At 72.3% G+C, this 12,867-nt stretch carries 13 protein-coding genes; 6 read left to right on the top strand and 7 right to left on the bottom strand.

The features are described from left to right. Positions 1-188: 188 nt before the first annotated feature. From uppS to AOK16_RS04355, 4 genes are all read right to left on the bottom strand, one after another. On the bottom strand, positions 189-944 hold the full coding sequence (gene uppS / locus AOK16_RS04370) for a polyprenyl diphosphate synthase (RefSeq protein WP_079101052.1): 756 nt from the start codon (positions 942-944) through the stop codon (positions 189-191). Next, positions 941-2,323 carry a radical SAM protein gene (locus tag AOK16_RS04365; RefSeq protein WP_157859103.1) on the bottom strand — a complete coding sequence of 461 codons (1,383 nt, stop codon included), beginning with the start codon at positions 2,321-2,323 and terminating at the stop codon, positions 941-943. Before AOK16_RS04365 ends, uppS begins: the two co-directional genes overlap by 4 nt. A gap of 442 nt (positions 2,324-2,765) precedes the next feature. Continuing rightward, positions 2,766-3,653, bottom strand: a complete 888-nt coding sequence (locus AOK16_RS04360; RefSeq protein WP_055470883.1) for a transglutaminase family protein — start codon at positions 3,651-3,653, stop codon at positions 2,766-2,768. A gap of 17 nt (positions 3,654-3,670) precedes the next feature. Further along, on the bottom strand, positions 3,671-4,864 hold the full coding sequence (locus AOK16_RS04355; RefSeq protein WP_055470882.1) for a GNAT family N-acetyltransferase: 1,194 nt from the start codon (positions 4,862-4,864) through the stop codon (positions 3,671-3,673). Between the two features lie 138 nt (positions 4,865-5,002). Here AOK16_RS04355 and fdxA point away from each other — a divergent pair, with 138 nt between their 5' ends. Beyond that, entirely contained in the window at positions 5,003-5,323 is a 321-nt protein-coding gene (fdxA, locus tag AOK16_RS04350; protein ID WP_018089397.1) for a ferredoxin, read from the top strand. Between the two features lie 157 nt (positions 5,324-5,480). Beyond that, positions 5,481-6,575: a succinyldiaminopimelate transaminase gene (gene dapC, locus AOK16_RS04345; protein WP_055470881.1), complete on the top strand. Its 1,095-nt coding sequence runs from the start codon at positions 5,481-5,483 to the stop codon at positions 6,573-6,575. A 341-nt stretch (positions 6,576-6,916) separates the two neighbouring features. Here dapC and AOK16_RS04340 read toward each other — a convergent pair whose 3' ends face one another. Next, the gene (locus AOK16_RS04340; RefSeq protein ID WP_055470880.1) at positions 6,917-7,477 is read right to left on the bottom strand and encodes a hypothetical protein; all 561 of its coding nucleotides are present in this window, start codon (positions 7,475-7,477) and stop codon (positions 6,917-6,919) included. A gap of 297 nt (positions 7,478-7,774) precedes the next feature. Continuing rightward, positions 7,775-8,740 (bottom strand): VldE C-terminal domain-containing protein, encoded by a 966-nt coding sequence (locus AOK16_RS04335; protein ID WP_055470879.1) that lies wholly within the window; start codon positions 8,738-8,740, stop codon positions 7,775-7,777. A 56-nt stretch (positions 8,741-8,796) separates the two neighbouring features. On the opposite strand from AOK16_RS04335, the gene dapE reads away from it, so the two are divergent. Then, positions 8,797-9,867 (top strand): succinyl-diaminopimelate desuccinylase, encoded by a 1,071-nt coding sequence (gene dapE / locus AOK16_RS04330; RefSeq protein WP_055470878.1) that lies wholly within the window; start codon positions 8,797-8,799, stop codon positions 9,865-9,867. A 107-nt stretch (positions 9,868-9,974) separates the two neighbouring features. Continuing rightward, positions 9,975-10,766, top strand: coding sequence for an LOG family protein (locus tag AOK16_RS04325; protein WP_055470877.1), 792 nt, complete (start codon positions 9,975-9,977; stop codon positions 10,764-10,766). Between the two features lie 202 nt (positions 10,767-10,968). Here AOK16_RS04325 and folP read toward each other — a convergent pair whose 3' ends face one another. Further along, on the bottom strand, positions 10,969-11,829 hold the full coding sequence (gene folP, locus AOK16_RS04320) for a dihydropteroate synthase (RefSeq protein WP_205627628.1): 861 nt from the start codon (positions 11,827-11,829) through the stop codon (positions 10,969-10,971). 146 nt (positions 11,830-11,975) lie between these two features. Here folP and AOK16_RS04315 point away from each other — a divergent pair, with 146 nt between their 5' ends. Together AOK16_RS04315 and AOK16_RS04310 are read left to right on the top strand one after the other, a co-directional pair. Further along, positions 11,976-12,479 (top strand): DivIVA domain-containing protein, encoded by a 504-nt coding sequence (locus tag AOK16_RS04315; RefSeq protein WP_055470876.1) that lies wholly within the window; start codon positions 11,976-11,978, stop codon positions 12,477-12,479. After that, positions 12,476-12,867, top strand: a 392-nt coding sequence (locus tag AOK16_RS04310) for a DNA-3-methyladenine glycosylase I (protein ID WP_169790858.1), incomplete at its 3' end; no start/stop codon positions are given. The genes AOK16_RS04315 and AOK16_RS04310, both read left to right, overlap by 4 nt.

Genomic DNA, 12,867 nt, shown 5'->3' with positions numbered 1-12,867 from the left:
CGTGACTGCGGCGGTAACACCCATGGATGCGATGACGAGGGCGGAGCACTTGAGTGCTCGGCGAAGTTGGTTGCTCATGTCAACATCTTGTACGCGCACAGATTCAGCCGCTGGCAGTGCTAGCTGCGTCCATCCGATGGTGCGACTTGGGCGACGGCAGTTCGAAGCGGCTGCCTGTCCATCTCGTGTCATGCTCCGAAGCGGCGGTGGCGTTGGTGGTAGCTGGTCAGGGCGCGGGCGAAGTCGGAGTGTGCCAAGTCGGGCCAGTACGCGGGGATGAAGCAGAGTTCGGAGTAGACGGTCTGCCAGGGCATCAGCGTGGACAGGCGCTGTTCTCCGGACGTTCTGATGACCAGGTCCGGGTCCGGCTGGGTGGCGGTGTAGAGCTGTTCGGCGATGTCCTGGGGGCTGAGACGTTCGGTGAGCGAGGAGAGAGTTCCTTGGCGGAGATGTCGGGCGAGGAGGGCCCGCACGGCATCGGTGATCTCTTCCCGGCCGTTGTAGGCGACAGCGATGTTGACGGTCGGCCCCGGGGCGTCGGTGGTTCGCGCGCGTACCCGGTGCAGCGCATGCTCGGTCACCGGTCCGAGGCGTGGCAGGCGGCCGATCGGGCACAGTCGGTAACGTCCGTGATCCGCCAGTTCGTTGAGGGCGGTGACGATGATGTCCATCGCTTCCGCCAGTATCCGGGGGTCCCGGTGAAGGAGGTTGTCCGCGGAAGCTGCCATGAGCGTGATGATTTCGATGCCGGTCTGGTCGCACCAGGACAGGAACTCTGTGACTTTCGCCGCCCCGGCCTGGTATCCGTCTCTGGGCGCCATGTGGTGTTCGGCGGCCCAGCGCCGGTTCCCGTCCATGATCACTGCTACGTGGCGCAGAGAGGGCCGGCCGTCGCTGCTTGCGGGAGTGGGATGTGGCTGCAGGTGCGGTACGAATGCGGTCATGGATTCCTGCTCGCGAGATCCGTGGGGAGCAGGGGGAGGTGGGTGCGCAAGGTGCCGTCCGGGCGCACGGCGAGGGCCGTAGAGGGGGTGTGGGCGCCGAACAGCACCTCATACGCCGCGTCGTGATCGACACCGGGCTCGAAGGGGACGAGGCGGGTGTTCCACTCCTGTTCGTGGTCCAGGTGGGCCAGGATCCGCTCCATGGCCCGGTCGTATTCCGCGAGTTCGCAGCTGTCACAACTCAGCTGTGCAGGGCGCCCCAGAGCGGTTCCCAGCCCACGGTCGATCACGGTGCGCAGCGTCGTCATGGTTGCCTCGTCGGTGAACGGGCCCACATAGGAGTGCTGCTTGAAGTCCAGGTTCGAGCCGCCTTTGCAGCAGCCGGAGTAGTCGGATCCGATAACCGGCTTGTGGCGGCTGGAAAAGCACCGGTCGAGCGTGGCCTGGTCGCTGAGGGTGGCCGCCGCGCGTTCGAAGACGGTGGGGCGGCCGGCCAGGCGGGGGACCGTCACGGTGAAGTCGTCGTCGGTCATCCCTTCGACCGCTGCCAGGTCCTCGGTCAGGCGCTGGGCTTCGGTCTCACCGAACCCGCCCTGGACCTGACCGTAGGTTTCCTGATGGAAAGAGACGAAGTCGCAGCCGATGTCCCGGGCGAGTGCGGCAAAGGCGCTGATCTGGTGGCTGTTGGCTTTCTGGATCACCATGCTCAGCCCCACCATGGCCTGGCTCCGGCCGGAAACGGCATCGCGCGCCGCGACGAGCCGGCGTACCGCCTCGATCCGTTCGCTGAGCCCGGCGGCCCGGTGGACCTTCTGGAAGGTGTCCTCGTCAGTAGCGTCCAGGCTGACGCGGACACTGACCGCGCCGCGTGCCAATGCGGTGCGTACGTCCGGCCTGCTCAGATTCTTTCCGGCGGTGTAGACATGCAGGGCAAGACCGAGGTCGGCCACCCCGTGCAGCAGCCTCTCCACCCCGGGCACGATGAGGGGTTCACCGCTGCCGACCAACGCCACCAACCGGAAGGCATCCGGATACCACTGCTGGATCTGCCCGATACGCGCCAGCACCATGTCGACATCCGCGTGCCGGTTCAGGCCCTCGGCCTTGCGTTTGGCCATGGTGAAGCACATGCCGCACGCGTCCGTGCAAGCGTTGGTCAAGTCCAGAATCCCCATGAAGGGGGCTGCCCCGCGCGTCTGCACGAGCCGATCGACGAACCACTGCGGATTGAAGTCGAGCATGGACGTGATCGTTGCCGACGCCGGCACTTCCAGCACCGCGCCGTCACTGCCACGGGTGACCTGAATGGCACGGTAACGATGACGCCATCGGGGCGAGAGAAAGACCTCGGTGCGCAGGGGTTGGGTGATTTCTTGCATGCTCGGTGCCCCCATGGAGCGTCGGCCCGGTCCGGGATCCGACCACAGAAACCGATCTTGTTCCACCCGTCGAAACAAGTCTCGGTCCATCCACTATGTCCGGCCTCCCCGAACCGCTGTCAAGGCATGGGGAAGCACGCACCGCGTTTGGAGCTTGCCAGCAGCATGACCTCACGCCTCCGTACCCACCAAAGGACCACCTTCGGAAGAAGGGTGACCTCTGAAGCCGGCGAACTTCCCCCGTTCGTATGCGTCTTGTCGTGTCCGAGCGGGGGCTGCTTGCCCAAGGACGGCTACTTGCCCAAGGACGCCCCGTCCGTTGACCCCGGCCCAACTCCTGGTGAGCACGTGCGCCGCGCGCAGTGCTTGCCCGCACGGCCCGGCGCGCCTGGCCGGCGGGCGGGGCCGGTTCCGAGGTGAGCCACCGCAGGCCTCCGGCGGCTCAGTTGAGCAGTGCCCGGGCCGCGAACGCCTGCTGGTGGAGGCTCTCGGCGGCCTCCTCGTCCACGGCGGCCACCACCTCCGCGTACGCCTCCATCTCGGCCGCACCGGTGGCGAAGTCGCCGCGCTGGACGAGCAGTTGGGCCCGGTCGTAGCGGAGCCGGGCCGGGTGGCGGGGCAGCAGGAGGGACAGGTCGACCGCCCAGAGCGCCACGTCGGAGCGCTCGGGCCGGGCCGCGGCCCAGGCGCGGATGTTGTTCAGGATGCGCAGGACGATGTCCCGTGGGTCGGCCGGGCGCAGCATCGAGGGATCGAGCGGCGCCCCCGTCGCGCCCACCACCAGCAGATCCGCGTCGGAGTCGGTCAGCACCCGCCCCCGGTCAAAGGGATCGACCAGCACCGGACGCCCGTACGCCCCGGCGGCCCCTTGTCCGTATGTCTCGGCGGCCTCGCGACCGTACGCCTCCGGGTCGCCGAAGCCGACGACGAAGTGGCCCGGGAGTGCCACCCCGTGCACCGGCGCGCCCGCCCGGCGGGCCACCTCCATCCACACCACCGACAGCAGGATCGGCAGCCCGCGCCTGTGGCGCAGTACGTCCGGCAGGAGCGAGGACTCCAGCCGCCGGTAGTCGGCCGGGACGCCGTGGAAGCCGCAGCGGTCGCCGAGCAGGTCGGCCACGGCGCGGGCCCAGCCGCGCGCGCCGTCCGCTGGGCGGTACGGCAGCAGGCCCGCCAGCCGGTCGAGTTCGATCTGCGCCGCGTCCAGGCCGGCCTCGCCCAGGTCGGGTTCGGCCTCGCCGGCGAGGAGCAGGCACAGCAGGGCCAGGTCGGGGCGCTCGGCGCGGGCCTCCGCCGCGAACCGCCGCCGTCGGGCGTGGACGTCGTCCATATCTGCCTCGTACCCGCTCAGCGGAGCTCACCCCTCGGGGCTCGGAAGTGGTGGTAGACGTGGTGCGTGGTGAAGCCCAGCGCGTCGTAGAGTGCTGCGGCGCCGCCGTTGTCCTCCTCGACCGCGAGGTACGCGGCGGACGCGCCTTCGTCCAGCGCCTTGCGGGCGAGCGCGGCCATCACAGCCGTGGCCAGGCCCTGCCGCCGCCGCGCCTGGTCGACCTCGACGGCCGCGAACCCGGCCCACCGCCCGTCGACCACGCACCGCCCGATCGCGGCGGGGAAGCTCTCCGCGCCGGGGGAACTCTCCGCGCTGGGGAAGCTCTCCGCGCCGGGGGAACTCTCCGCGCTGGGGAAGCTCTCGGTGCCGGGCGCCTCATCCGCGCCGCGCAAACCCTCCGCACCGCGCGCCCCGTCCGTGCCGGGCGCCTCCTTCGCACCGCACAAACCCTCCCCACCGCGAACCCCCTCACCCGGCACGGTCGCGAACCACACCGAGGGCCCGCCGCCCAGCACCGCCCGCACCTCAGGACCAGCCTCGGCTCCGGCGGACCTCTGGTAGCGGGCCAGCCAGGCCTCGTCCACCGTGCGCGAGAGCACCACCTCCGCCGCGTCCACCGGGATGTCCGCGATCGCCGCCGGCGCGGCCGTACGCAGCAGCGCCGAGACCTCCCGCGTCCACCCCCGCGCCGCCAACTCCCCGGCCAGGCCCTGCCGCGCGGCCCCGGCGTCCGTGGCGACCTGGACGTACGCGGGCAGCCCGCGCTCGGCGTACCAGGCGGTGACGCGCGCCAGCGCCGTGTCGAGGTCCATGCCCGGATCGCCCAGCGCCAGAACGGAGTTGGCGCGCCGCGTGAACCCCGCGGCCGCCCGCAGCAACCAGGAGCCCAGCCGCTCGCTTTCGACCGGCGGCCAGGCCCGCGCCGCGGCCAGCTCCAGCTCGTCCCGGCTCGCGGCCGGCCCCCTCCGGCGCACCGGCGCGGCGGGTACGACCTTCCCCGCCACGAGCGAGGTCTCCGGGATCCGGACGGTCTCGCCGTTCCGCCGTGTGATCACGAGCACACCGGCGTCCCAGGATGTGAGCACGCCGACCGTGTCCGTGAACCGCGCGCCCGGTGGTCCGTTCTCCACGAGCGACCGTACGGACACCCTTTTGCCCAGGTCAGCTCCGGTTATCCGGACCTCGAGTCGTCCGCCGGTGGTGAAATCCACAGCTCCGTAAGCCCCTCATGTTCGTCTCGCGCCCCGGAACGGAGATACTAGGTGCGGGCATCGACGACGCCGCGCTCCCGCGCGCCCGTGGCGGAGCCGCGAGGGGACCCGCCAGCCCTACCGAGGAGGAACGACAGCGTGACCTACGTCATCGCGCAGCCTTGTGTCGACGTCAAGGACAAGGCGTGCATCGAGGAGTGCCCCGTCGACTGCATCTACGAGGGCTCCCGGTCCTTGTACATCCACCCCGACGAGTGCGTCGACTGCGGGGCCTGCGAGCCGGTCTGCCCGGTCGAGGCGATCTTCTACGAGGACGACACTCCGGAGGAGTGGAAGGACTACTACAAGGCGAACGTCGAGTTCTTCGACGAGCTCGGTTCGCCCGGCGGTGCGTCGAAGCTCGGCCTGATCGAGCGCGACCACCCCTTCATCGCAGCGCTGCCGCCGCAGAACCAGTAAGCACACGGCAAGGCTGACGGCAGGCCCGGCGCCGCCTCGGTCCCGTACGGCCCGCGGCCGTGCGGGACCGAGGCGTTTGGCGCTCCTGGGGCCGCGTCGGCCTCCCGAGGGAGCCCGCCGGGCCCTGTCAGTCGGCCGTCCGAGAGAAGTGAGCACCGTGTCCGCAGTCTCCGCCCGACTCCCCGTCTTCCCATGGGACCGGCTCGAGCCGTACAAGGCGACCGCCGCCGCGCACCCGGACGGCATCGTGGACCTCTCGGTCGGCACCCCCGTCGACCCGGTCCCCGAGCTGGTCCAGGCTGCCCTGTCGGCAGCCTCCGACAGCCCCGGCTACCCCACCGTGTGGGGCACCGCGGCGCTGCGCGACGCCATCACCGGCTGGGCCGGGCGCCGGCTCGGCGCGGCGGGCCTGGCGCACACCAACGTGCTGCCGGTGGTCGGCTCCAAGGAGCTCGTAGCCTGGCTGCCGACCCAGCTGGGCCTGGGCCCCGGCGACCGCGTCGCGTACCCGCGGCTGGCCTACCCGACGTACGAGGTGGGCGCCCGGCTGGCCCGCGCGGAACCCGTCGTCTACGACGAGCCGACGGACACCGACCCGGCCGGCCTCAAGCTGCTGTGGCTCAACTCCCCGTCGAACCCCACCGGTCGGGTGCTGTCCAAGGAGCGGCTGCGGGCCACGGTCGCATGGGCGCGCGAGCACGGTGTGCTGGTCGTCAGCGACGAGTGCTACCTGGAGCTGGGCTGGGAGACCGAGCCGGTGTCCGTGCTGCACCCGGACGTGTGCGGCGGCTCGTACGAGGGCGTCGTCGCGGTCCACTCGCTCTCGAAGCGGTCCAACCTGGCGGGCTACCGCGCGGCGTTCCTCGTCGGTGACGCGGGCGTGCTCGGCGAACTGCTCCGGATCCGCAAGCACGGCGGCATGATGACCCCGGCCCCGGTGCAGGCCGCCGCGGTCGCGGCGCTCGGCGACGACGCGCACGTGGCCGAGCAGCGTGCGCGGTACGCGGCCCGCCGTACGGCGCTGCGCTCGGCGCTGGAGGGCTGCGGCTTCCGCATCGAGCACAGCGAGGCGAGCCTCTACCTGTGGGCGACCCGCGACGAGCCGTGCTGGGACACGGTCGGCGACCTGTCCAAGCGCGGCATCCTGGTCGCGCCGGGCGACTTCTACGGGCCGGCGGGCGAGCGGTTCGTACGGGTCGCGTTCACCGCGACCGACGAGCGGGTCGCGGAGGCGGTCCGCAGACTGAGCTGAACGAATCGGCCCCGAGGGGCCGACCGCGCGGCCGCCGCAGGGGCGTGACTGGCAAGCGTCTGAGGGGGTCCGACCAGCGAGCAGGGGTGTGACCGGCGAGCATCCGAGGGGCTCACCGGCGACCGGGACCTGACTGGCGAGCGTCTGAGGGCCGACCCGGCGAGCATCCGAAGGGGCCCACCGGCGAGCAGGGGCCCGACCGGCGAGCACCCGAGAGTTCCGGTCGGCGAGCACCCTGTCGGGGCCCGACCGGGAGCAGGCAAGGCGAAGGGCCCGGGGAGACGGACTCCCCGGGCCCTTCGTGTCGCGTCAGCGCGCCCGTCAGGAGGCGCCGGACGCGCTCAGCCGCCGATCGGCAGCCCGCCCAGACCCTGCGTCGCAGCGCCGACCGGAAGAGCCTGCGTCACACTGCTCACCGGCAGAGCCTGGGCCGCGCCGCCCACCGGCAGGGCCTGCGTCGCGCCGCCGACCGGCAGGCCCTGGGTCGCGCCGCTCACCGGCAGGGTGCGGAGGGCCCCGGTGGCCTGGCCGAGGAGGCCGCCGCCCTGCGATCCGGCCGCGTTCCCGGCGGCCTTCTTCACCACGGGCAGTGCGGACTTGCCGAGCCCGCTGACCGTCTTGGTCGCCTTGGGGAGGGTGGACTTCACGGTCTCGGAGCCGAGGCCCGCGGCAGCGGCGCCGCCTTTCTGCGCGGTGCCGCCGACCGTCTTCTGCGCCGTACCGCCGACCTTCTGCGCCGCGCCTCCGGCGGCGGTGTCGAGGCCGGCCTGGTCGAGGGCGGCCAGCGGCGAGCTCGTGTGCTCGGCGGCCTGTGCCGACCCGGCAGCGCCGACGATGGGAGCGGCGCCCGCGGCGACCAGCAGCGCGGCTCGGGCGATCCGACGCGTGAGGGGGAGGGACATTGTGCTCCTTGGAGAGAGGCTTGCGCTTCTGTCGGTTGTGATGTGCCCGCCGGGCGGACGCAGTGACTACCGCGTGAGGAGCGGGAAGGTTGCGGCAGGCCGAGGTAAAGAGTTGGCAATGCGTCGCATAATCCGCTGTGGGGAAAAACGGGCGAACCCGGACTCGCATGATGGGCTGATGAACCGTCACTCCCCTTGATTTCCAAGGGAATTCACCGGGAAGTCCAAGATCGGCCGCCGGTACGGGAATTCCGGCCCCGCTCGGGTCCGGCTAACGCTGCCGGGTGTCCGGTCGCACTATTGCGCGGTATTGATCAGAACGGCTCCCGAGTCCTCGGACTTCTCCGCGTCCGAATTCCCGTCCGCTTTCCGCCACCCATTCCCGGATTCCGCGGCGCTCCACACTCGGCCCGCATAGGAGACCTGTGCGATGCCCAACTCGGAGGCGTGAGCCACCGCCCAGTGCGCGACCTCCCAGCCGCGCCGCCCGCCCGGGTCCTCGCCCGCACCGGCCTCCGCCGCCGCGCCCACTGGGACGGCCACGACGGCGTCCGAGGCGGGGTACGCCTTCCCGGTCCGCCCGCCGCCCGTCAGCTCGCCGGCCTGCGCCGCCGGCAGCACCCCGGGCCCGAACTCGCGGATCAGCTTCGCCCGCACCTGCTCCGGGTCGCCCTGCTTCCCGCCGGAGCCGGCCGTGCAGCTGAGTGCCCCGGGCGTGCGTCCGGTGAGCGCGGAGGCGAGCAGCACGGCCTCCGGCTCGTGCTTCGCGTACGCCTGCGGGAAGCCGCTGCGCTGGACCCGCTGCGCGGCCTCGGTCAGCGGCAGCCGCGAGTAGCCGGGGATCTTCTCCAGGTGCTCGTAGAACTTCCCCGCCGAATAGACCGGGTCCATGATCTGCCGTGTCTCGCCCCAGCCCTGGGATGGCCGCTGCTGGAACAGGCCCACCGAGTCGCGGTCCCCGTAGTCGATGTTGCGCAGCCCCGACTCCTGCATGGCCGTCGCCAACGCGATGGTGATCGCCCGCTCCGGCAGCCCGCGGGAGGAGCCCACGGCCTCGATGGTGGCCGCGTTCAGCGCCTGCTCCGGCTGCATCTCGTAAGGGTCCCCGTCCTGGCCGGGGCCCCTTACCGTGCAGCGCGGCGCACCGGGCCCGCCGCTGGTGAAGTGCACGAGCAGATAGCCCGCCAGTGCCAGCAGGACGGCACAGGCCGCACCAATGCGCAGAAGGCGGCCACGGCGGGAGGTTGGGGTCGGCTCGGACACGGCCCAACCGTACCGGCCCCCCGTACGCCCCCGCGTGACGGGCTAGGGTCGGTCCCATGGATCACCCCACGCTCGACCTGGCCCTGGATGCCGCGGCCCTGACCGCCCGGCTCGTCGACTTCCCGTCGGTGAGCGGCGAGGAGAAGGGCCTGGCCGACGCGGTGGAGGAGGCGCTGCGCGCGCTGCCCCACCTGACCGTCGACCGCGACGGGGACGCGGTGGTGGCCCGTACGAACCTGGGCCGCGCCGAGCGGGTCATCCTCGCCGGGCACATCGACACCGTCCCGATCGCCGGCAACGTCCCGTCCAGGCTCGACGGGGACGGCGTGCTGTGGGGCTGCGGCACCTCCGACATGAAGTCCGGCGTCGCGGTCCAGCTGCGCATCGCCGCGACCGTGCCCGAGCCCAACCGCGACCTCACGTTCGTCTTCTACGACCACGAGGAGGTCGCCGCCGACCTCAACGGCCTCAAGCGGCTCGCGGAGCGCCACCCCGACTGGCTGGCGGGCGACTTCGCGGTCCTGCTGGAGCCCACCGACGCCAAGGTCGAGGGCGGCTGCCAGGGCACCCTGCGCGTACGCGTCGAGACCACCGGCCGGCGCGCCCACTCCGCGCGCAGCTGGCTCGGCGAGAACGCCATCCACAAGGCCGCGCCCGTCCTCGCCCGCCTCGCCGCCTACGAGCCGCGCCGCGTCGACATCGACGGCCTCACCTACCGCGAGGGGCTCAACGCGGTGATGATCGAGGGCGGTCACGCCGGCAACGTCATCCCCGACGCCTGCGCCGTGATCGTCAACTTCCGCTTCGCGCCCGACCGCGGCGAGGAAGCGGCGCTCGCGCACGTACGCGAGGTCTTCGACGGCTACGAGGTCGTCCTCACCGACTCGGCGCCCGGTGCCCTGCCCGGTCTGTCCCACCCGGCTGCCGCGGCGTTCGTCGAGGCGATCGGCGCGGAGCTGGCCCCCAAGGACGGCTGGACGGACGTCGCCCGCTTCTCCGCGCTCGGCATCCCCGCGATCAACTACGGCCCCGGCGACCCGAAGCTGGCTCACACGCGCGAGGAGCACGTCGCGACGGCCGCCGTCCTGGCGGCGGAGCGGAACCTGCGCACCTGGCTGACCAGCTGAATTCCGCTGCTCGTCACCTCCGGGTGCGTACCCTGCAGTGAACGATCTCTCTCCCGGCCCCGCCCTGTGGGGGTGGGGGAGGGAGCCCCACGCGGAGGGAGTGCGCCATGAACAACCCCGAGGGCGAGCGCGAGCCGGAGAGCCCAGGCAGGGAGCGGCGGCCCGACGGCACGTGGAAGGAACGGCGCCTAGGGCCTGTCGTACGCCGCCGCGGCCAGGTGCAGCCGACCACGACCGACCAGCGCCTGCTCGACACCCAGGGGCCCACCGACTGGGTGCACCAGGACCCGTGGCGGGTCATGCGGATCCAGTCGGAGTTCGTCGAGGGCTTCGGCGCGCTGGCCGAACTCGGCCCGGCCATCAGCGTGTTCGGCTCCGCGCGCACCCCGGAGGGGGCGGCCGACTACGACGCCGGGGTCCGGCTAGGCAAGGCGCTCGTCGGAGCCGGCTTCTGCGTGATCACCGGCGGCGGCCCGGGCGCCATGGAGGCGGCCAACCGGGGCGCCCTGGAGGCGGGCGGGGTCTCCGTGGGCCTGGGAATCGAGCTCCCTTACGAGCAGGGGTTCAACCGGTATGTCGACATCGGCGTGAACTTCCGCTACTTCTTCGTCCGCAAGACGATGTTCGTGAAGTACGCGCAGGGCTTCGTGGTGCTGCCCGGCGGATTCGGCACGCTGGACGAGCTGTTCGAGGCGCTCACCCTCGTCCAGACCAAGAAGGTCACCCGCTTCCCCATCGTCCTGTTCGGCACCGAGTACTGGAAGGGCCTGGTCGACTGGGTGCACGGCACCCTGGTCGCCCAGGGCAAGGCCGCCGAGAAGGACCTGGAACTCTTCCACCTGACCGACGACGTGGACGAGGCGGTGTCCTTGGTCACCAAGGAGTCGGGCGGTGCCTGACCCCAGCCAGCGGAAATCCAGCCCCTCCGGCGCAGGCAAGCCCAACCCCTCCGGGGAAAACCAGCCCCTCCGGCGCAGGTAAATCCAGCCCCTCCGGCGCTTGAGGAGCGGGGTCTGGGGCGGAGCCCCAGTTCGGGATGCCGGCACAACCAGCGGTAGCCGGGGCAGAACGTGGTGGGGAAGCCCAGCCGCAGGCGTCACGTCAGGCCAGCCCCCGGCGGGCCACGGCCGGGGCCCGGTGGCCCGCGATCGAGGCCACCATGTCCAGCACCTGCCGAGTCTCCGCCACCTCGTGGACGCGGTAGACCCGCGCCCCCAGCCACGCCGACACGGCCGTCGTCGCCAGCGTGCCCAGCAGCCGCTCCTTGACGGGCCGGTCCAGCGTCTCGCCGACGAAGTCCTTGTTCGACAGCGACACCAGGACCGGCCAGCCGGTCGCCGCCATCTCGCCCAGCCTGCGGGTCGCCTCCAGCGAGTGGCGGGTGTTCTTGCCGAAGTCGTGGCCCGGGTCGATGAGGATGCCGTCGCGCCGCACCCCCAGTTCCGCCGCGCGCTCCGCGAGCCCCACCGTGACCCGCAGGATGTCCGCCATCACGTCCTCGTACGCGATCCGGTGGGGGCGGGTGCGCGGCTCGGCGCCGCCCGCGTGGGTGCAGACCAGACCGGCCCCGAACTCGGCCGCGACCTCGGCCAGTCGGGGGTCGATGCCGCCCCACGCGTCGTTGAGGAGGTCCGCGCCCGCCTCGCAGGCGGCGGCGCCCACTTCGTGGCGCCAGGTGTCCACGCTGATCACCACGTCCGGGTGGTGCCCGCGCACCTCGGCCACGAAGGGAACCACGCGGCGCGCCTCCTCCTCGGCGCTCACCTCATCGCCGGGCCCCGCCTTGACCCCGCCTATGTCGATGATCGCCGCGCCCTCGGCCACCGCCTGCTCCACGCGCGCGAGGGCGGGCTCGTCGCGGAAGGTCGAGCCCTGGTCGTAGAAGGAGTCCGGTGTCCGGTTCACGATCGCCATGATCACCGGCTCGTGCGTCCCGAACTCCCGCGTCCCCAGCCGCAGCACCACGCGTAACCTCCCCGGGCCGCCCGACCTTCGGGGCAGGCCCGCGACGACCCTAACCGCTGCCCGCGGGGCCCGGCTGTCGGTGGGGCGTGGCACGATCGTGGCTACAGGTTCGGTACGGATTCGGACGGCCCCGGGAGATCCTCGTGTTCTGGTTCCTGCTCATCGCGCTGGTCGCGGTGGTCGCCGCGGTCACGCTCGTCGTGGTCGGGGGGGACGACGGCGTCGCCCTGCCCGAGGCGCTGCCGGACCGGCTGGAGGACCCGCTGCCCGCCGACCGGCCCGTCGGCCGCGCCGACGTCGAGGCGCTGCGGCTGCCGATGGCCGTGCGCGGCTACCGGATGGCGGAGGTGGACGAGGCGCTCGACAGACTCGGCACCGAACTCGCCGAGCGCGACGCCCGGATCGAGGAACTCGAAGCCGCCCTGGCGGGCGCCGGGGCCTCCGCGCCGGAGGCGCCACGGCTCCCGGACGAGCACGACGGGCCCGGGGGCGAGCCCGGGGACCCCGGCGGATACGCCGAAGGCCCCGCCGAGTACCGCCGGTCCGGCGGATATGAGGCAGGGCCCGGCCCGTTCGGGCCCGGCGCGGCGCCCGGCCCCGGCCTGGCGCAGGACACCCGGACCGGCGACGAGAGGTGGCGGCCGTGACCGAGCCGGCCGGAGCCGTCCCAGGGCCCGACGGGCGACTGCGCTGCCCCTGGGGGCTGTCCGCCGAGGATTACGTGGCGTACCACGACACCGAGTGGGGCCGCCCGGTGCACGGCGACGACGCGCTCTTCGAGCGGCTGTGCCTGGAGGCGTTCCAGTCCGGCCTGTCCTGGCTGACGATCCTGCGCCGCCGCGAGGGGTTCCGCGCGGCCTTCAAGGGCTTCTCGATCCCGGCCGTCGCCGCCTTCACCGAGGCCGACGTGGAGCGGCTGCTCACCGACACCTCGATCATCCGCAACCGCGCGAAGATCGAGGCCTCGGTCGCCAACGCGCGCGTGGCGGTCGAGCTCGCCTCCGGCGAACTCGACGCCCTGATCTGGTCCTACGC

It is taken from the genome of Streptomyces pathocidini (assembly GCF_001418495.1).
In the GTDB taxonomy this organism is placed as follows: Bacteria; Actinomycetota; Actinomycetes; order Streptomycetales; family Streptomycetaceae; genus Streptomyces; species Streptomyces pathocidini.
The sequence above is the reverse complement of the archived record's forward strand: the minus strand, read 5'-3'. Positions and strand labels throughout refer to the sequence as shown.